At 69.2% G+C, this 19,402-nt stretch carries 17 protein-coding genes and 4 pseudogenes; 16 read left to right on the forward strand and 5 right to left on the reverse strand.

The window, feature by feature from the left end; translation table 11 throughout:
- The first annotated feature begins 46 nt into the window (after positions 1 to 46).
- From WJ438_RS34200 to WJ438_RS34255, 12 genes and pseudogenes are all read left to right on the forward strand, one after another.
- Positions 47 to 511, forward strand: coding sequence for an anthrone oxygenase family protein (locus WJ438_RS34200; RefSeq protein ID WP_406728639.1), 465 nt, complete (start codon positions 47 to 49; stop codon positions 509 to 511).
- A gap of 10 nt (positions 512 to 521) precedes the next feature.
- The gene (locus WJ438_RS34205; RefSeq protein WP_406728640.1) at positions 522 to 1,307 is read left to right on the forward strand and encodes an SDR family NAD(P)-dependent oxidoreductase; all 786 of its coding nucleotides are present in this window, start codon (positions 522 to 524) and stop codon (positions 1,305 to 1,307) included.
- Positions 1,304 to 1,666, forward strand: a complete 363-nt coding sequence (locus tag WJ438_RS34210) for an antibiotic biosynthesis monooxygenase family protein (RefSeq protein ID WP_406728641.1) — start codon at positions 1,304 to 1,306, stop codon at positions 1,664 to 1,666. The genes WJ438_RS34205 and WJ438_RS34210 overlap by 4 nt, the downstream gene beginning before the upstream one ends.
- 13 nt (positions 1,667 to 1,679) lie before the next feature.
- Positions 1,680 to 2,780 (forward strand): sugar phosphate nucleotidyltransferase, encoded by a 1,101-nt coding sequence (locus tag WJ438_RS34215; RefSeq protein WP_406728642.1) that lies wholly within the window; start codon positions 1,680 to 1,682, stop codon positions 2,778 to 2,780.
- Positions 2,780 to 3,409, forward strand: coding sequence for a GtrA family protein (locus WJ438_RS34220; RefSeq protein WP_406728643.1), 630 nt, complete (start codon positions 2,780 to 2,782; stop codon positions 3,407 to 3,409). The genes WJ438_RS34215 and WJ438_RS34220 overlap by 1 nt, the downstream gene beginning before the upstream one ends.
- Positions 3,339 to 4,337: a dTDP-glucose 4,6-dehydratase gene (gene rfbB / locus WJ438_RS34225; protein WP_406728644.1), complete on the forward strand. Its 999-nt coding sequence runs from the start codon at positions 3,339 to 3,341 to the stop codon at positions 4,335 to 4,337. The genes WJ438_RS34220 and rfbB overlap by 71 nt, the downstream gene beginning before the upstream one ends.
- A gap of 29 nt (positions 4,338 to 4,366) precedes the next feature.
- Positions 4,367 to 5,305, forward strand: a complete 939-nt coding sequence (locus tag WJ438_RS34230; RefSeq protein WP_406728645.1) for a sugar nucleotidyltransferase — start codon at positions 4,367 to 4,369, stop codon at positions 5,303 to 5,305.
- Between the two features lie 159 nt (positions 5,306 to 5,464).
- Entirely contained in the window at positions 5,465 to 6,247 is a 783-nt protein-coding gene (locus WJ438_RS34235) for a hypothetical protein (RefSeq protein WP_406728646.1), read from the forward strand.
- On the forward strand, positions 6,244 to 6,801 hold the full coding sequence (locus tag WJ438_RS34240; protein ID WP_406728647.1) for a SixA phosphatase family protein: 558 nt from the start codon (positions 6,244 to 6,246) through the stop codon (positions 6,799 to 6,801). The genes WJ438_RS34235 and WJ438_RS34240 overlap by 4 nt, the downstream gene beginning before the upstream one ends.
- Before the next feature lie 9 nt (positions 6,802 to 6,810).
- The gene (locus tag WJ438_RS34245; protein WP_406728648.1) at positions 6,811 to 7,437 is read left to right on the forward strand and encodes a YigZ family protein; all 627 of its coding nucleotides are present in this window, start codon (positions 6,811 to 6,813) and stop codon (positions 7,435 to 7,437) included.
- 688 nt (positions 7,438 to 8,125) lie between these two features.
- Positions 8,126 to 8,314 (forward strand): annotated as a pseudogene (locus WJ438_RS34250) (transposase); the annotation flags it as partial.
- 215 nt (positions 8,315 to 8,529) lie between these two features.
- Positions 8,530 to 9,355: pseudogene (locus tag WJ438_RS34255) on the forward strand (IS5 family transposase); the annotation flags it as partial.
- Between the two features lie 100 nt (positions 9,356 to 9,455).
- On the opposite strand, the gene WJ438_RS34260 reads toward WJ438_RS34255, so the two are convergent.
- Positions 9,456 to 9,767 carry a hypothetical protein gene (locus WJ438_RS34260; protein WP_406728649.1) on the reverse strand — a complete coding sequence of 104 codons (312 nt, stop codon included), beginning with the start codon at positions 9,765 to 9,767 and terminating at the stop codon, positions 9,456 to 9,458.
- Positions 9,768 to 9,867: 100 nt separating this feature from the next.
- Between WJ438_RS34260 and WJ438_RS34265 the strand changes: the two genes are divergently transcribed.
- From WJ438_RS34265 to WJ438_RS34280, 4 genes and pseudogenes are all read left to right on the forward strand, one after another.
- Entirely contained in the window at positions 9,868 to 10,368 is a 501-nt protein-coding gene (locus WJ438_RS34265; RefSeq protein ID WP_406728650.1) for a class I SAM-dependent methyltransferase, read from the forward strand.
- Between the two features lie 280 nt (positions 10,369 to 10,648).
- Positions 10,649 to 10,969, forward strand: a complete 321-nt coding sequence (locus WJ438_RS34270) for a transposase (RefSeq protein WP_406728651.1) — start codon at positions 10,649 to 10,651, stop codon at positions 10,967 to 10,969.
- Positions 10,966 to 11,940 carry an IS3 family transposase gene (locus WJ438_RS34275; RefSeq protein ID WP_406728652.1) on the forward strand — a complete coding sequence of 325 codons (975 nt, stop codon included), beginning with the start codon at positions 10,966 to 10,968 and terminating at the stop codon, positions 11,938 to 11,940. The genes WJ438_RS34270 and WJ438_RS34275 overlap by 4 nt, the downstream gene beginning before the upstream one ends.
- Before the next feature lie 480 nt (positions 11,941 to 12,420).
- Positions 12,421 to 12,519, forward strand: a pseudogene (locus tag WJ438_RS34280) (IS5/IS1182 family transposase); the annotation flags it as partial.
- A gap of 367 nt (positions 12,520 to 12,886) precedes the next feature.
- Here the strand turns inward: WJ438_RS34280 and sbnA are convergent.
- The 4 genes and pseudogenes from sbnA to WJ438_RS34300 form a co-directional block, all read right to left on the reverse strand.
- Positions 12,887 to 13,858 (reverse strand): 2,3-diaminopropionate biosynthesis protein SbnA, encoded by a 972-nt coding sequence (gene sbnA / locus WJ438_RS34285; RefSeq protein WP_406728653.1) that lies wholly within the window; start codon positions 13,856 to 13,858, stop codon positions 12,887 to 12,889.
- Positions 13,855 to 15,348, reverse strand: a pseudogene (locus WJ438_RS34290) (amino acid adenylation domain-containing protein); the annotation flags it as partial. The gene sbnA and the pseudogene WJ438_RS34290, both read right to left, overlap by 4 nt.
- 154 nt (positions 15,349 to 15,502) lie before the next feature.
- A complete protein-coding gene (sbnB, locus tag WJ438_RS34295; protein ID WP_406728654.1) occupies positions 15,503 to 16,576 on the reverse strand; it encodes a 2,3-diaminopropionate biosynthesis protein SbnB in 1,074 nt (357 codons plus the stop codon).
- Between the two features lie 98 nt (positions 16,577 to 16,674).
- Complete coding sequence (locus WJ438_RS34300; protein WP_406728655.1) at positions 16,675 to 19,401, reverse strand: condensation domain-containing protein; 2,727 nt, start codon at positions 19,399 to 19,401, stop codon at positions 16,675 to 16,677.
- Position 19,402 lies beyond the last annotated feature (1 nt).

Here is a 19,402-nt window from a genome sequence, read left to right on the forward strand (position 1 = left end):
TCGAGCCTGCCGACCGACGCTGAGGCGGACCGAGGAGGAGAACACCGTGATCGAACTGATGATGGCCCTGGTGCTGGCCGGCAACGGCGTCGCGGCCGGTGTCTTCGCGGGCACCGTGCTGGGCGGCGTCCCGCTGCTGATGTCGCTGTCACCCGAGGGGTACGTCCACGCCCACCGCTTCCTGGCGACCCGTTACGACCCGTTCATGCCGGTGACGCTGGCCGCCAGCGCGCTGATCGACGCGGTGCTGGCGTTCACCGCGCCCACCGGCACCGCTCGGCTGCTGTACGGCCTCGCCGGTGTCGTCCTGCTGGGCGTGATGACCGTGTCCGTGACGAAGACCGTCCCGATCAACCGCTGGATCGTCACCCTCACCCCGCAGACCATGCCGGACGACTGGGACAACGCCGACCCGCGCCGCGACTGGCAGCGCTGGAACGCCGTCCGCAGCTCCCTGTGCGTGCTCGGCCTGCTGATCAACCTGGCCGCGCTGACGACCGCCTGGAGCTGAGAGGAGCACCATGTCCCGCCGCACTGCGCTGGTCACCGGCGCGTCCTCCGGGCTCGGCGAGGCCTTCGCCCGCGAACTCGCCGCCCACGGCCAGAACCTGGTCCTGGTCGCCCGCCGCGCCGAGCGGCTGCGCACCCTTGCCCAGGAACTCACCGCCGCGCACGGCGTCACCGCCGAGGTGCTGCCTGCCGACCTCACCCGCCCCGAGGAGCTTGCCAAGGTCACCGAGCGCCTCGCCGATGGGCTGCCCGCCGTCGATCTGCTGGTCAACAACGCCGGAGTGCTCGGCCGGATCGCCCCGATCGCCGACCAGGACCCCGACGACCAGGCCGCCCTGGTCGACCTCGACGTCCAGGCCACCGTGCGGCTCACCGCCGCCGCGGCCCGCGCCATGACCCGGCGCGGTGCCGGCCGCATCGTCAATGTCTCGTCGATGACCGGCTTCCTGCCCGTCCCCCGCGGCGCGGCCTACGGTGCGGCCAAGGCGTTCGTCACCGCCTTCAGCGAGAACGTCCACTGCGAAACCACCCACCTCGGCGTGCACGTCACCGCCGTCTGTCCCGGCTCGGTCGGTACCGGCCTGCACCAGGGCTCCGGCGCCAAGGGCCGGCTCGGCCGCAACCTCGATCCGCTCGACGTCGTCCGGCAGGCCCTGGCCGCGGTCGAGGCGGGCCGGCCGCTCTGCGTCCCCGGCCGCGATTACCGGCTCAAGGCCCTGCTCGCCACCGTCCTGCCCCGCGCCCTGGTACGCCGCGCCGTGCTGAGCGTCTGGCAGCAGGAGAGGACACGCCGATGACCCCGACGACCACCACACCGCTCCACGTGCACGTCCGCCACCGCACCACCGACGCCGACACCCTGTACGCCGCCTACACCCGGGCCCGCCGCGACCTGGCCGGCGTCCCCGGCCTCACCGGCCTGGAACTGCTGCACGACACGGCGGACCCGGACGCCTGGCTCCTGGTCATGCGCTGGAGCGGACGCGCCGCCTACGAGACCTGGGAGTCCAGCCCTGCCCACCGTGGATACCGCTCCCCGATGCGGCCCTTCCAGGACCGCACCCACCCGGACGGCCACTACACGGTCTACGAGGACCGGGCTGCCGACGAGAGCGAGGTTCCCGCCCCGGCCCCAGCCCCCACGCCTGCCCGATGAGGAGTCAGCCCCGATGACGTTGAAAGCGCTCATGACCGCCGGGCACAGCAGTCGCGGCCTCCGGCCGGTCACTGCCGGCACCCCCTCGCAGCTCTCCCCGCTCGCCAACGAGCCCATGCTCCACCACATCCTGCGGGAGATCGCTGCCGCCGGCATCACCGACGTCGCGGTGGTCACCGGACCCGACGGAGGCGCCGTCCACCAGTCCCTCGGCGACGGCCGTGCTTTCGGCGTCCGCCTCACCTATCTGCACCAGCCGCACCGCCGCGGCCTCGCGCACTCCGTCCGCGACGCCCGCGGCTGGCTGGGCGACGACGATTTCCTTCTTCATCCCGGCCACACCGTCACCCACCAGGCCCTGCCCGCCCTGGTCCACGACTTCCACGACCGCCGCCCGGATGCCCTGGTCATGGTCGACGCCGGAGCCGACGGCCCGGTCGACACCGACGCGCTCGCCCGGCTCGGCAGCTTGGAGCCCGGCCCGCTCGGCGCCGCCCCCCGCATTCTGGACCCGGCCGACGGACCCGGCGGGCCTGCTGCTGGCACGCTCACCGGCGTCTGCCTCTTCACCCCCGCCGTCCATCAGGCCGTCTCCGCGCTGCGCCCCTCCTGGCACCGGACCCTGGAGTTCACCGACTCCCTGCTCTGGCTCGGCGAACACGGCTACCGGGTGCGGAGTCATGCCGCGCGGGGCTACTGCGGCGATGCCGCCCGCCCTGAAGGGCTGCTTGCCTGCAACCGGTATCTCCTCTCCGGCTGCAAGACCCTGATCGAAGGCACCGTCGACGAGGAGACCCGAATCAGCGGACCCGCCGTGGTCGCCCCCGGTGCGGACGTCACCCGCTGCCGGATCGTCGGCCCCGTCATCATCGGCCACAATGCCGTCGTCGCCGACAGTGTCATCGGTCCGGATGTCTCCGTGGGCCCCGACTGCGTGGTTCAGGACGCCTCCGTCCAGAGCTCGGTCCTCTTCGACGGGGCCTGGGTGACCGGAGTGCGCGGCCTGCGCGACTCCGTGATCGGCCGCGACGCCCGGGTCACCCGTAGGCCGGAACCGGCCGTCGGGCACCAGCTCGTCATCGGTGACCGGGCCACGGCCCGGCTGAGTGCCTGATGACCACGACCGAAGCCGAGCGGCCGGGGAGGGTGCCGGGAGGTGGACCAGGGGGGCGCCGACGCCACGGCTGCGTCGGCCGACGCCACCGGCTCACCGGCAGGCTGCCCGGCCGACTGGGAGAACTGGCCCGATTCGCAGCCGTCGGCGGCGTCGCGTTCACCATCGACGCCGGCGGCGCCAACCTGATGTGGTGGATGTTCGGCGACGGCGGCCACCTCACCGGCAAGGCGCTTTCCGCGCTCGCCGCCACCGCGTTCTCCTTCACCGCCAACCGGCAGTGGACGTTCGATGACCGGCCGCACCGTGGCCGGGCCCGGGAATTGGGACTGTTCGTCCTGGCGAACGTGGTCGCGACCGGGGTGTCCCTGCTCTGCCTGGGCTTCACCGTCTACGTGCTCGGCCTGGACTCGGTGACGGCCAAGAACGTCTCCGCCAACGTCGTCGGCGTAGCCCTGGGAACCGCCCTCCGCTACTGGACCTACCAGCGGTGGGTCTTCCCGCACAGCCGCGGTGTCGAGGACAGCCCGAACCCTGAGGAAAGGAACATCGATTCCGATGCGCATTCTGGTCACCGGAGGAGCGGGATTCATCGGCTCCCGGTACGTCCGAGGAATATTGGGGGGTGAGTACCCCGGAGCCGAGAACGCCCAGGTCACCGTCCTGGACGCGTTCACCTACGCCGGCCGCCCGGAGAACTTCGGCTCCTACCGCGGCGATCCCCGGCTACGGGTGATCCGGGGCAGGGTCGAGGACCCGGAAGCCGCCGACCTGGCCGTACGCGGCCAGGACGCGGTGGTGCACTTCGCCGCCGAGTCGCACGTCGACCGCTCCATAGCGGACGGCGCCGCCTTCGTCCGAACCAACGTGCAGGGCACCCAGACCCTGGTCGAGGCCGCCCTCCGGCACGGCGTCGGCGTCTTCGTCCACGTGTCCACCGACGAGACCTACGGTTCCCTGGCCACCGGCCGCGCCGACGAGAACCACCCCCTGCGTCCCAACTCGCCCTACGCGGCCTCGAAGGCGGCCGGCGACCTCGTCGCCCTCGCCTGCCACCGGACCCATGGCCTTGACGTCCGCGTCACCCGTTGCACCAACAACTACGGCCCCTACCAGTTCCCCGAGAAGATCGTCCCGCTCTTCGCCACCCGTCTCCTGGAGGGCCGCAAGGTCCCGCTCTACGGTGACGGCCTCAACATCCGCGACTGGCTGCACGTCGACGACCACTGCCGGGGTGTCCAGCTGGTGCTGGAGCGTGGCCGGGCCGGTGAGATCTACAACATCGGGGGCGGCGTCGAGCTCACCAACCGCGCCCTCACCGAGCGACTGCTCGCCCTCTTCGGCGAAGGCCCCGACCGCATCGAGTACGTTGCCGACCGCAAGGGCCACGACCGCCGTTACGCGCTCGACTGGAGCAAGATTCGCGAAGAACTTGGTTATCGCCCCCGCTGGAACCTTGCCGACGGCCTGGCCGCCACCACCCGCTGGTACGCCCGGAACCACGACTGGTGGCAGTCGTCGCGGACCCTCTCCGCCGACACCGTGGTGGCCTCGTGACCGGCCGCGACGGACACGGAACCCGGCCCGTGCCAGGCCGGAACGGCACGGTTCACCGCAGTGGTGCGGCAGGCCGGAGCGGCACGCCCGGCATTCGCGGCATCCTGCTGGCCGGTGGCTCCGGCACCCGCCTGCACCCGCTCACCGCCGTCACCTCCAAACATCTGCTGCCCGTCTACGACCGTCCCCTGGTCCACTACCCCCTGGCCGTCCTGATGGCGGCCGGTGTCCGGGAGATCCTCGTCGTCAGCGGCCCCGGACACCTGGCCGCCTACCGCTCCCTGCTCGGCGACGGCAGTCGCCTCGGAGTGCGCCTGGAGTACGTGGTGCAGACCGCGCCGCGCGGCCTCGCCGACGCGCTGCTGGTCGCCGCGGACTTCATCGGCGACCAGCGCGTCGCCCTTGCCCTCGGCGACAACGTCTTCCACGCCCCCGACCTGGCCGCACTGGTACGCCGGGAGATCGCCCGATTGGACGGCTGCACCCTGTTCGGCAGCCGCGTTCCCGACCCGCACCGTTACGGCGTCGCCGCCCTTGCTCCGGACGGCCGGCTGCTCGACCTGGAGGAGAAGCCCGCTGTTCCGCGCAGCGACCTCGCTGTCACGGGCCTCTATCTCTACGGCAACGAGGCCGTGCGGTACGCCGCCGGGCTCACCCCGTCAGCCCGCGGCGAGTTGGAGATCACCGACCTCAACCGTCGCTTCCTGGCCGAAGGACGGGCCCGTCTTGTCCGGATGGGCCCCGGCGTGACGTGGATGGACGCCGGTACGCCGGACAGTCTCCTGGACGCCGGCATCTTCGCCCGTCAGGCCCACCGCCGCGGAGTGCCCTTCCCCACTCCGGAAGAGGCGGCCCGCTTTTCGGGTTTTCTGCCGCCCGCCGTCGGCGCTTCGGGCAAGGACGGCTCCTGGACCGGGCAGCCCGTACGGGACGACGAAGTCCTGGCCGCGGGACAGGCGCTTCCCTAGAAGGTGAAACCGAGCCCGTGGGGAGGACACGAGCGGCCACGGTCACGGATTCCTGCCCGGCCCTGCCCCCGGACGGCTCGACCGGCAGGGCACGGCAGCGCGATGAATCCCGGGTCACGGGTACGTCCCGGAGCCACGGCGGCCCCGAAAGCGTGCGAGATGCCTGCGCGGGCCCGCTTGTGCGCCTACGCTCGCCTCGTGCTGCGCATCACCGACGCCCGGACCGGCGAACCCATGGACGCCACCCCCGCCCGGCGGGGCCTCACCCGCGTCGAGGCCCACACGCGCGGATTCGCTCCGACGAACCTGCGGGTGCTGCTCGTCGCGGACCTGCTCGTGCGTGCCCTGGAACTCGGCGGCACCCCGGTGTGGGCGCTGCTCGTGGGCGAACGGGACCTGCCCGAACTGCGCGCGGCGGGCGCGGCCCTCGGCGTACGGCCCTTCGAGGACAGCCGGGACGCCGGCACGGGGCTGGGCGAGGCCCAGGTCCTGCACGTGGTGAGCGAGGGCGGCGAGACCCCCGACGGAGTCCGGGTCGCCGTCGCGCCCGTCCATCCGGAAGGCCCCGGCGCACCGGACGGCACCGCCTCGACCGGCCCCACCGACCCGACCGTTCTGCGTCTCGCCCTGCTCGCGCACCCCAGGAGCAGCCCCCTGAGGCTCGACCCGGCCGTCCTGGACGACGCCGCCGGCACCCTCGCGCGGTGGCGCGGCGCGGTCGCCGCCTGGGCGCACCGGCCCTCGCGGCCCATCCCCGACGAGGTGCGCGCGGACCTGCGCACCGCCTGGGAGGACGATTTGGACGCGGTCGGCGTGCTCCGTGTGCTGCGGGACGTGGAGACCGCGCCGGACCTGCCGGACGGAGCCCGCTTCGAGACGTACGTCTACGCGGACCGGCTGCTCGGCCTCGACCTCGCCCGAGATCTGGGATCCCCGGCGTGAGTGGGGCGACAGGGGTGGCCGGGCACACCGGTACGGGACGGGTGCGACGGCTGGTCGTCCTGCGGCACGCCAAGTCCGCCTGGCCCGACGGCGTCGCCGACCGGGACCGCCCGCTGGCCGCGCGCGGCCGCCGGGACGCGCCCGCCGCCGGACGCGTGATCGCCGAGACCGTCGGCCTGCCCGGCCTCGTGCTGTGCTCCACCGCCGTCCGCACCCGCGACACCTGGGAGCTGGCGGCGGCGCAGTGGGACACGGCTGTGCCGGTCCGGTACGAACCGCGTCTGTACGCCGCCGACGTCCCCGGACTCCTGGCCGTGGTGCACGAGGTCACCGCCGACGTCGGCACCCTGCTGCTGATCGGCCACAACCCGGGCCTGGCGGACCTCGTCGTGGCACTGGCCGGCGACGGCGTGGACGACACGCTCGACCGGGTCCGCACCAAGTTCCCGACCTCCGCGATCGCCGTACTGTCCTGGCGCGGCGCCGGCTGGCCGGACCTCACCCCCGGCACCGCCCTGCTGACCGCGATGACCGTGCCCCGGGGCGCCGCATAGGCTGGCCGGATGCAGGACGAGTACCGCACCGTCGCCCGCGCGGGTGTGCACGAGACCGAGATCAACCGCTCCCGCTTCCTGTGCGCGCTCGCCCCGGCGGCCACCGAGCGGGAGGCGCAGGAGTTCATCGCCGGCGTCCGCAAGGAGCACGCCGCCGCCACCCACAACTGCTGGGCGTACGTCATCGGCGCGGACGCCTCCGTTCAGAAGGCCAGCGACGACGGAGAACCCGGCGGCACCGCGGGCGTCCCCATGCTCCAGATGCTGCTGCGCCGTGACATGCGGTACGTCGTCGCGGTCGTCACCCGCTACTACGGCGGCGTCAAGCTCGGTGCGGGCGGGTTGATCCGCGCGTACGGCGGCGCCGTCGGCGAGGCACTGGACACCGTCGGCACGCTCACCCGCCGCCGGTTCCGGCTGGCCACGGTGACGGTCGACCACCAGCGGGCCGGCAAGATCCAGAACGACCTGCGCTCCACGGGGCGCATGGTGCGGGACGTGCGCTACGCCGAGGCGGTCACGATCGAGATCGGCCTCCCGGACTCCGACGTGGACGCCTTCCGGTCCTGGCTCGCGGACGCGACCGCCGGGACCGCCCGCTTCGAGCTGGGCGGCGAGGCATACGGGGAGGCGTGACCCCCATTAGGTCACATTGCGGTCTTTAGGTGCATAACTGGCATAAGTGTCCCAGGTCATGACGGGGCGATACCGGAGTCACCGGCCGTGAGGTCGGACCGGCCGTTACTCTCAGGGATCATGAGACTGCTGCACACATTTTCGAGGCGCTGCTTACCATAACTGCGCTGCTTCCACAAAGTGCCAGGTCAGGGTGGGGTCGCCGCGTCGTCGAGGCGCTCGTCGGCGGTGTCGGTGCTGGTTCGGTGCTGACCTGTGGGCACCGCTTGTCATCCCTGGTGATCTCTCCCGTGCTGGGTGCGTGCTGGGTCCTGGGGCTTCAGGTTGTTGGCGGCGGATCGATGTCGGGCCGGGTGGGCAGTCCGTACTGGTGGCCTGGCGGCGTGGAATCTCTTCGGCTCGCCAGCGCATGTATTCCGGCGGTGAAGCGTGAGGAGGTCTTCTTGAAGTCCTGTACCGTACGGCTCTGACCTGCGGTGGTTCCACTGAACCGGTCTCTGATCTGGGCTGATCCATCTTTCTGGATCTTTCAGATTCCTGTCCGGCTACGCAGTCGATTCTTCCCGCACGCCCCCGGCGCTGCTCATACTCCCCAGATTCTCCCCAGAGATGGCCCGCGCCAGGAGGTAATGGCGACGGGGAGGCTGACCTGGAGCGTGTCTCCTTGATGGGTGGGTCAGTTGATCGGATGTGTTTGTCCGGTTTAGTGATCACTGATGCGATGTGGGACCGGATCGAGCCGCTGATGCCGGCCGATCCGGTCCGTGGAAGGCGGTGGGCCGACCGCCGTCGGACCCTGGAAGTCATCGCGTGGAAGTACCGCACCTGCTCGCCTTGGCGCGACCTGCCAGAAGAGCTCGGGCCCTTTCGGAGGGCGTTTGCGTAGGCCTATTCCGAAAGTGGCTTTCATCGCCGCCCTGATTCGTAGCGGTCCGAGTCGTATGCGACCTTCGCCCCCTCTCGCCACTCGGGGCCCGCCATCCGTTTCGCTCGCCTCCGCCGCTGGAAGGCCGTCTGGTTTGAAGATGCGACAGAACCTCCTGATGATCAGCGGAACGACACCTTCCGGCCCTCGCGTTCCCACGCTACGGCGTGAGCCGTACCCCCAGCGACCTGTCCGACGCCCGATGGGCCTTGATCGAGCCGACGTTGACGGCATGGCGGAAAGCCCGGCTCGACCGCAGGCCCACCGGCCAGCCGGCCAAGGCCGACCTGCGCGACGTGTTCGACGCGATTCTCCACGTGAATCGGACGGGAATCCCCTGGAAGTATCTTCCGCACGACTTCCCTAACCACGGCACGGTCTATTCCTGCTACGCCGCCCGGCGCGGCGAGGGAATCTTCGCCCTGCTCAACTACGACCTGACCGGACTGGCCCACGTGAAGGAGGGACGCCAGCCTGAACCCACCGCCTCCGTCATCGACACCCAGAGCGTGAAGGCATCCACCAGCGTGCCCGTGACCGGCCGGGAACCGACGCCGCGAAGAAGATCGTGGGCCGGAAACGAGGCATCCTCACCGACGCGCTCGGCCTGATTCTCGCCGTGACCGTCACCGCCGCGAGCCTCTCCGGAAACGCCCTGGGAATGCGCCTCCTCGACCAGGCCAAGAAGACCTGCCCGACCATCGCCGAGAGCTGGGTCGACACCGGTTTCAAGAAGGCCGTCGTCGAGCACGGAGCGCAGCTCGGAGTCGACGTCGAAGTCGTCGACAGAAACCCCGGAATTCGCGGTTTTCACGTGGTGAAAGACGCTGGGTGGTGGAGCGGAGTATCGGTTGGATCATGATGCACCGCCGACTCGCCCGCGACTACGAGACCCTCGCCGCCAGCTCCGAAGCCATGATCCACGTCGCGTCGATCGACAACCTCGCCAAGCGCATAACGGACGAGACCATACCAACCTGGCGAGGAACCTACTGGATCATAAGTGGCAATCCGCCCACACTAAACGCCCTCTCAAATGATCGAGTCCCTACCGAACCCGGAACGGTTCAGTTCCTACCGAGCCCGGGGCGGTTCACTCCATGAGGTTGCTGAAGGAACCAGGGTTGCAGTCGAGGGCCGTCTCGCGCAGGATGGCCCAGGTCGGCGAAGCAGTTGCCGACCACGGGGCACGCAAGCTAGCGACCGTCCCGTCCTGACGCGCAACGGCTTCGGGGACGGCCGTCCGAACCACTCTCTGGCTGCCGAGTTGTTGAATCGCCTCCGAATAATCGCGATTCAGCAGTGCCCGGCACGTGCCCCGCCCTTCGCCATTCACCGGCTCGATCGATATCGCGCCGCCATGACCGGCTGCTTCAGTAATATGGAGAGTCAGAACAGTGAACACAGAATCGCTTTGGGCACGGTCCACCGAAGTGACTTACATGAACGAGGGCGGAAGGGCCGGGCATCCTTCGCATGCGATCGTAACCAAACGTATCGCGGAGATGTACTCAGAGGAACCGTTCGAGCTGCTCGACTGTGGCGTCATCTCCGGGGTCACGTACCGCCATCTGCAGCAGGCGGGTCTCGCGGTCAACTACACCGGCATCGACATCGGCGAGGCCGCCCTCGCCGACTGCCGCGAGCTCCACCCCGAGGCGCAGTGGCAGCAGATGAGCGTCACCGACCTCGCCTTCCCCGACGGCTCGTTCGACGTGGTGAACTGCCGCCACCTGCTGGAACACCTGCCGTACTACGAGACCGCCGTCCGCGAGCTGTTCCGAGTCGCTCGCCGCACGGTGGCGATCTGCCTGTTCCAGGTGCCGCGGGAGCCGGAGGCGCTGCTGCGCCGGGAGACGGCCAACGGCTACATCTGGCTCAACCGCTACGCCCCCCTTCCCTTCGAGGCGCTGCTGCACTCCCTGTCGGAGTCGGTCGAGACCGTCGACGTCACCGCAGACCACCGCTCGAACCGGATCTACTTCTGCACCAAGCGATCCGCGTAGCCATGGCCCCCTCCAGCAGGACAGGTGACGTGTGTCCTCGCCCCGACCCTCACAAGTACTACAGTCTCAGGTCTTGTGACTACCGATCGGTGATGTCGTTGTCCGGTCATGCTGGTCGATGTGGCACCGGAGCATGTGGAGGGATGGGCTGAGGAACTTGCCTCGCTCACCGCAGGGTTGGGGCACTTGTTCGTGCGGCCGGAGCCGTGGGAGGTGAGGCTGATCCTTTGGAGTGGACACCCTGACAATGGATCTTGAAGGTCCAGGGAGGGAAGTCCAGGTGGGACACCAGTCTCCGTACCCGGAGGAGTTCCGGAAGGACGCCGTCGCGCTATACCGCGCGTCCGACGGCAAGCGTACGTACGCGGCGGTGGCCGCGGACCTCGGGATCACCGGGGAGACGCTGTGGACGTGGGTCCGTAAGGACACCGTTCAGCACGCGCCCGAGCCCCGAACGGCCGTGGGTGGCCAGGATCCGGCGGCGGAACTCGCCCGGCTGCGGGCCGAGAACGCGCGGCTGCTGAAGGCCGAGAAGGAATGGCAGCTGGAGCGCGAGATCCTGCGCCGGGCAGCCGCCTATTTCGCTCGGGAGGTGAAGTGAGGACCCCTCCCCAAGCTCTGCGAGCAGGGGATACCCCATGCTGGGACTTCATCTCCGACAATCGTGCCGACTTCGGCGTCCAGCGGCTCTGCCGGATCCTGGGTGTCTCCCGCTCGGGCTACTACCGGCACCAGGCCACCGCGCAGGCCCGTGCCGAACGTCAGGCCGAGGAAGCCGCGACGGTCGCCGAGATCCGTGACGTCCACGCCGAACACCAGGGCGTCTGCGGTGCCCCGCGCGTCCATGCCGAACTGCGGGCCCGCGGGCGCCGGATCAATCGCTGGGGGTGCCCCCGCTTGCGGGGGAGCGTCACCCGGCTGATGCGGAGCAATCACATTGTCGGGAAGCACTTGCGCCGCAAGAAGCGCACGACGATCCCTGACAGAGCGGCCCCTCCCGTCCCAGACCTGATGAACAGGGACTTCACCGCGCCGGCACTCGACACCAAGTGGTGCGGGGAAATCACCTGTATACCCGTCGGGTCGACATGGCTGTATCTGGCCACGGTCATCGACATCTGCTCGCGCCGGGTGGTCGGCTGGTCGATCGCCGGCCACATGCGCACTCAGTTCGTCACCGACGCGATCGAGATGGCGGTGGCCGCCCGCGGCGGCCGGGTCGACGACGTGGTCTTTCATATGGACAAGGGCGCCCAGTACAGTGCGGCGCCTTCGCGGACGCCTGCCGTCGGCACGGCAGCCGCCTCAGCATGGGCCGTGTCGGGTCGAGCTACGACAACGCATTCGCCGAGTCGTCCTTCCAGGACTGAAACGGGAGTTGCTGCACGAACGGCGCTGGACCTCGAAGGCACAGACGCGGCTGGCGCTGTTTCGCTGGCTGTCGTACTGCAACCGACGCCGCTGACACTCCGCGCTCGGCTATCTCACACCGATCGAATTCGAACAGCGACTGATCGCATCACGTACGCTGTCGCTTGTCGCATGAAACCCGGTGTCCACTCCCGAGGGTGAACCTCAGACGACCTCCTTATCCCCCCCGCAGGCGCGCGGCGGCCGCATCACGCCCGACCCGTACAACGCGCCGGCCCGGCGCCTACCTGCGGAGCTCCTCCGACTGTTTCTGGCGTCAAGTCGACAAATCGGCAGCAGAGTTGAGTGTGCCGCCAACCGCATCACTTTACTGATCAAGGCTTACATGATCAAGGCTTGTGCTCAGGGGTCCCATCAGGCAGCCTCGATGTCATCTGCGCAAAGGCCGACATCAGTCGAGCATTGGGCCACGCGCTTACCCTTCGTTCCGAACCAGATCTCTATAGGAGAGTGACGTGCCCATGCACGTCGGCATCATACGAAATTCGTTTGCGTGGCTTCGCCGCTGCATGTCCGAGAGGTCCGTCGAAGTCGCGCCTTGCACGCGCCAAGGTATCGACTGGCACACGGGCCACCATGGCGGTTCTCACGTTCTCTCCTCTCACGGTAGCGACGCCCAATGACCATGCGCACTCCGCCAAGCCGGTCCGCGCTCGCGTCGAGCGCGTCTTCGCCCGCCTGAAGACATGGAAAATCGTCCGCACCTGCCGCTCGAATGGCAGGCGGTATCCAGGAGTTGCGCCTGTGACCGTTGCCCTGTATCCAAGATGCCCCGCCTGCAGTCCGGCAGTGACTTATCCTGCTGATCTCTCCTCCACCCCGGTGGAGGGTTGTCGGGCACCCGCCCTCAACGAAACAGAAATCAATCTGCTGAAGTTGCTGGCGCAGGGGCTGACGGACGATGCCGCCGCCAAGCGGCTCTGCATCTCCGTTCGCACTGAGCGGCGCATCGTGGCCGAACTGATGCGTCGACTTGACGCGAACAGTCGGTTCGAAGCAGGCGTCAAGGCCGCCCGTTTAGGGTGGATCTGACGTTGTCATCGGCGAGCCGGGACCGAAGGAGAACCAAGAGGAGCTGCTATTCACGCTAGGCCCAAGCTGCCGGTTCGGCGACCGGGAACCCGAAGTTCGCGCGTACCCACTCGTCACTGAAGATCGTGTCGAGATATCGCTCACCCAGATCCGGAGCGATCGCCACGGAGGTGAGGCGTCTGTCCGGGTCGTGCTGCTCGAGCCAGGTCATCGCGCCGCTCACCACGGTCCCGGTCGAGCCGCCGAACAGGAATCCGCGAGCCATGAGCGCGCGGCAGGACCGAATGGTGTCCGCTTCCGGTACCTGGATGGTGTCGTCGACGATGTCCAGGTCGAGGCACGGGGCCGGTGTACTGGAGCCGAGGCCGGGAATCAGCCGCAGCCCTGCCGGTCCTCCGAAATTCGCCGAGCCGTTCGAGTCGACCGCGACGACTCGGACACCGTTGCCGTGTTCCCTGAAGTAGCGTGCGCAGCCCATCAGGGTGCCACCGGTGCCGGTGCCCACGAACAGGACATCGAGAGCGGGAAACTGTTTGGCGATCATCGCCGCCGTGCCCTCGTAGTGGGCGATCCAGTTCGCCGGGTTTTCGTATTGGTTCAGCCAGACATACCGCGGGTCGGCCCGGCACAGCTCCTTGACCCTCGCCTTGCGGGCGCCCAGGAGGCCGTCGACCGGGTCGGGCCGGTCGACCACAATGACCTCGGTTCCCAAGGCCGCCATGAGACGCAGGGCAGCCGTGTTGCACCGCGGATCGGTGACGCAGACGAACCTCAGGCCCTTGCCGGCCGCCACGACACTGAGCGCTGCGCCGAGGTTTCCCGAGGACGACTCGATGAGAACGGAGTCGGCGTTGAGGAGGCCGGCGCGCTCCGCCGCGGCGACCATGGCCGCCGCAGTGCGCATCTTCACCGAACCACCGAAGTTGAACCCCTCGCACTTCAAGTACAGGTCGCGAGAGACGAGTGGCTTGAGGTCGACATAGACATCCGACTCGATCAGCTCGTGCGGAGCGGAGACGATGGTCATTGCTCACCTTGTGCTAGTGAGTTCCGGTCGCTGACTGTGGCAGCCAAGGCTCGGTGGTCGACCTTGCCGTTGGCGGTCAGCGGCATCACGTCGAGGCGTTTCCAACGCTTGGGCACCATGTCGATGGGGAGCCTGGCCCGCACGAACGTCTCAAGGTGCTCACAGGAGACCGCGGAGCGCGTCACAACGAACGCGGTGAGCACCTTCCGCGCCCCGTTCTCACCGATCACGGCCACCGCGCAGCCGGCCACGTCCGGGTGACGGCTCAGCACCGCCTCGATCTCGTCGAGTTCCATGCGGACTCCGCCGACCTTCACCTGCCGGTCGATCCGCCCCAGGTAGTGCAGGACGCCGTTGTCCACCCTGCCCAGGTCACCGGTGCGATAAAGCCTGCCGGTCGGCGAGGTGGGGTCGAGGACGTCGTGGAAGAAGGCGTCGCGGGTCGCGTCGGGATCGCCCAGGTAGCCGAGCCCCACCGCAATCCCGCCGACGAAGATTTCGCCGACCTCACCCGGAGCGGCAGGGGTCCAGGTTCCGTCCTCCGGCCCCGGCCGCAGGCAGTAGAGCTTGACGTTCGCCACGGGCACCCCGATGGGCAGGCGAGGGCCGGCAGTGTCCGAGGCCGTGACGGTGTGATGAGTGACGTCGTCGGAGCACTCGGTGGGGCCGTAGGCGTTGAGCAACTCCGCTTGGGACAGCCCGGCGAGCACCCGGTCGGCCAGCCCGGGCCGGAGCTCTTCCCCGGTGGATATCAGCCAGCGCAGTGCCGGGAACACCCGTTCCGCGCTGCGCCGCTCGGTTTCGTCCAGGAGGTTGCCGATGGCTGTCGGTACGAGTTCCGCCACGGACACCTCGTGCCGGATCAGGAGCCGTTGCAGACGGGTCGGGAACAGGACGTCGTCCTCGGTCGCGACCACGACCGTGGCACCGATCAGCAGCGGAGCGGCCAGTTGCCAGATCGAGATGTCGAAGACGAGCGGTGCCGTGAACGCCACGCGGTCGTTCTCTGTGAGGTCGAGGTCGAGGATCTTGGCCCACAGGTGGTTCATCATGCCGGAGTGCTCGACGACCGCCCCCTTGGGCCGTCCGGTCGTCCCCGAGGTGAAGATGACGTAGCGGGGCGTCGGCCCGGCCGCTTCCACGGCCGTCCCCTCCGGCCTCCCCGCTCTGTCGGTCAGGGCCGTGATTGTACGGGCGTTCGGATCGCCGGCCGTGTAGTCGACGACAAACGCGGCGGCGCTTCGCCGGAGGACTTCGGCGATTCGGGTGTCCGGCCATTCCGGATCCACCGGAAGGTAGACCGCGCCGATTTCCTCCAGTGCCAGGAACAGGACGACGGTGTCGGCGCTCCGACGGCCCAGACAGGCAACGACGTCCCCGGTGGCACAGCCGGCGCCGCGCAGCGCGGAGACGGCGGCGTCGACGGCTTCCGCCAGGCTGCGGTAGCTGATGACGGACTTCCCGGCGATGACGGCTGTGCGATCGGCAGGCTCGCGGCGTGCCGGCGTGTTCGGTCGACCACGCGCCCGGTGATGTCGATGTCGACCGGGTTCTCCAGAGCTGTGAGGGGCACTTCGGAGGCCGGCACCAGCCGGAGGATCCCGAGCTCCGGAGCTTGCAGAACACTTCGGGGGGTCGCCGGGCTCATGCCGCTCCGCCTTCCCGTATGGCGGTGGCGATTCGGCCCGGGGAGCGGTGGCGGTCGGTGTCGTGGAAGAAGCCGTCCACGGTGGTCAGCAGCCCCGCCTCGGCTGCTCGTCGGTGCACGAAGTCGCCGACCACGATGTCGAGCACGCCCAGGCCGAATGGCGAGAACACCACCGGGCGGCCGGGATCCGGCCGGAACGCGCCGGTTATCGCCTCGGACAGGGGCGCGTCGATGAAGTCGCGCCTGCCGGTCCGCTGCTCGGTCAGATGCACCGAGGTGCCCGCCGTCAGGACGTGGTCCACGTCGTCGACAACGTTGGTCGCTGTCAGGATGATCTCCGGGGCCAGGTCACGCAGCGAGACATGCAGCACCAAGGGGTTGTGCGAGAACCATGCCGACTCGGTGATGTGCGGCTGGGCGGCGGTGGTCGCGAGGACGAGGAGGTCGTAGGAGCGGATGAGATCCTCGGGGCTCTGGTGCAGGCGCACTTCGGTGTCGGGGTTGGATTCCGCGACATGCCGGGCAAAAGCGCCTGCGTATTCTTCGGACAGATCGTGGATGCCGACTCGATCGAAGGAAAGCCCGAGCGCGCACAGGTACATGTGAAGGTAGCGAGCGATAAATCCGGTTCCGAAGAACCCGACAGTGGCCGGTCTTCGATCCACTGCCAGGTGACGCACCGCCACCGCGGCCGAGGCAGCGGTGCGCACGGCACTGATGATCGAACCTTCCAGGCAGGCGTATGGGTAGCCGGTCGCAGCATCGTTCAGGAGCAGGACTGCCGAGGCACGAGGGATCCCGTGCGCGATGTTCTCCGGATAACTCGAGATCCACTTGAGACCATCCACACGAACATCCGCCCGCACCGCGCCGGGCAGCGCGATGATCCGGGCCGACGGCTTGTCCGGAAAGCGGAGGAAGTACGAGGGCGGATTCGTCGTCTCGCCCGAACCATGGAGCAGATATGCCCGCTCGACGAGGTCGATCAGCTCTTGTTGACGACCGGCCACGATCTCATGGACCACCGATCCGGGCACGACGGTGAACGGGGGTATCGGCTGGGATTCCACGGCTGCTCCAAAGTCGGTCGCCCGGTCTGTCGGGCATCCTCGGTTTGTCGATGTCGATGTCGATGTCGATGTCGAGGTGGTCGGGGTGTCGGGCCGTTTCATCCGGTGTGCCTTCCGTCGGGTGCCGGGGTGCCGACCGGAAGGCCGAGTCGGCGCAGGGCAGCCAACGCGTCGACCAGCCCGGCCCGCTCGTCACCGTTGCGCAGTGTGGTGACGACCGTCGCGGTGCCGCCGGCGGCGTCCGCGTTCTGCTGGAGGGCGGACGCCAGGACCGGGTGCGCGCTGATCTCGACCAGCACGTCGTGGTCGTCCAGCAGCCTGCGGGTCGCATCAGCCAGGCGGACCCGCTGCCTCAGGTTCCGCACGAAGTAGCGGGGTGTGACGTCCGCCGGATCGAGCGGTTCGCCGGTCACGGTCGAGATCAGCGGGATCCGGCCGGGCCGGGCCTCGAGTCTGCCGATGGCCCGTTCCAGATCCGCGCCGATGGTGTCGATCACGGGGCTGTGCGCGGCGAGGTCCACGCGCACCGGCGCACAGAGCACGTCGCGGGCCTGGAGCTCATCGATCAGGGCGGACAGTTCAGCGCGTCGGCCCGCCACCACGGTGGTCCGCGGGCCGTTCTCGGCCGCGATCACCGCATTCGCGCCACGTGCCTGCAGCAGGTCGGTGATGTCCGGCACGGAGAGTTCGAACACCGCCATGCCGTCCTGGAGCCCGGCGACCCGGCGTTGCTGATCGCTGTAGTGGACGACCAGTCGCGCGGCATCCGGCAGGTCGAGCAGACCGGCGATGACGCAGGCAGCGATCTCGCCGAGGCTGTGGCCCGCGACGGCCCCGGGAAGCACCCCGAAGGCTTCCAGCCACCTGGCGATGGCAACTTGGATGGCGAACACGGCGGGTTGCATGACGCCGATGTCACCGGTGCGCGCTTGCGGCTCGTCGAGGAAGAGCTCGTGGACGACGGAGTGGCCGGTGTGCCGTGCCAACTCCGTGTCGCAGTCCTGGAGCGCCTGGCGGAACACCGGTTCGGTGGCGAAGAGCGTCCGCCCCATGCCGACCCACTGCTGACCGTACGGGGAGCAGACGAAGGCAACGGTGGGCACCTTCCCCGACGCGCGTGGCGGGCGGCGTGCCGCGGGGAGCCGCGGCCGCCGCTTCACCGGTTCGGCGGAGCTGCGGCCGGGCGGCCGGCCCAGTTCACCGAGCCGCAGATCCGGCGCTTCGGCAACCACCGCGAGCAGATCGGTGAATTCCCGTGTCAGCCGTTCGGCGACGGCCGGTGCGAACAGGTCGGCAGCGTAGGTGAGGCTGACGTCCACTCCGGCCGGGACGCGCCCGCCGGTGAACCGCTCGATCAGCTCGAAGCGCAGGTCGAAGCGGGTCACTGCCTCCTCGACCGGTTCGGGACGCACCGTGAGACCGAGGAGGTCGAGCTCGGCCTCGGCGGTGTTCTGGAACGCCAGCATGACCTGGATGAGTGGATGCCAGGCGGAGGAGCGTTCAGGGTTGAGCGCCTGCACCAGGCTGTCGAACGGCACGTCCTGGTGGGCCAGGGCGGCCAGAACGCTGTCGCTGGCCTGCCGCAGCAGCTCCCGGAAGGTCGGGTCACCGTCGGTCTTGATGCGCAGCACCAGGGTGTTGACGAAAAATCCGACGAGTTCGTCCAGCCGGTCGTCGGTGCGGCCGGCGGTGGGGGTGCCGATGGCGACATCAGAGCCAGCGCCGTGACCGGTGAGCAGCACCGCCAGCGCCGCGTACGTGATCATGAACACGCTGGTTCCGGTCTCCCGGGCCAGCTCCTGGAGCGCCTCATGGGTGGCCTCCGGGATGTGGGCCTCGAGCCGTGCTCCCCGGTGCGAGGGTATGGCGGGCCGGGGCCCCGCCAGGTCGATCCTGAGTCTGCCCGGCATCCCGTCGAGCTGCCGGTGCCAGAAGCGGAGCTGCCGCTGGAGCAGACTGTCCGGGGCATCCGCGTGGCCGAGCAAATCGTTCTGCCACAACGTGTAGTCGACGTACTGGACCGGCAGTTCGCCCCAGGTGGGCTTCCGCCCGCTGCGTTGTGCGGCGTAGGCGGTCGCGAGGTCTCGGAGCAGTGGTGCCATGGACCAGCCGTCACAGGCGATGTGGTGCACCACCAGCAGCAGCACGTGCTCGTCAGAGGCGAGGCGGAACAGCCCGGCCCGCAGCGGGGTCTGGGCGGTGAGATCGAACGGATGGCACGCGGCGGTGGTCAGCGCCTCGGCGAGCTCGTCCTCGGTGATGTCGCCGACCGGCAGCTCCACGGGCGCCTCCTCGGGTTCCAGAACGATCTGCTGCGGGCGGCCGTCCCAATCCGGGTAGGCCGTCCGCAGGCTCTCGTGCCGGGCCACCAGATCGGACAGGGCCTGCCCCAGTGCCGGGATGTCGAGGGAGCCGTGCAGTCGGTACGCGCTGGGCATGTTGTAGGTGGCGTCACTGCCCTGCAGGCGGTTGAGGAACCAGAGCCGCTGCTGGGTCCGCGACAGGGGTATGCGTTCCGGCCGGGGAAGCCTGCGCACCGGGGGCCGGGATCCGTCGGCGCCTGCCCGATCGATGACGGCGGCCAGTCCGGCGACCGTCGGGGCCTCGAAGACCGCACGCACCGGGAGCTCCGTTCCCAGGGTGCGCCGGATGCGGCCGACCAGCCGGTTCGCGAGGAGCGAGTGCCCGCCCAGAGCGAAGAACGAGTCGTCGACGGAGACCTGGTCGACTTCGAGCACCTGGGCGAACAACGCGCAGAGGATTTCCTCGCGCTGGGTGCGGGGGGTGCGTCCGGCCGGAGCGGTCGCGCCGATGGCTTGGTCCATG

This window comes from Streptomyces sp. GD-15H (assembly GCF_045291515.1).
GTDB lineage: Bacteria > Actinomycetota > Actinomycetes > Streptomycetales > Streptomycetaceae > Streptomyces.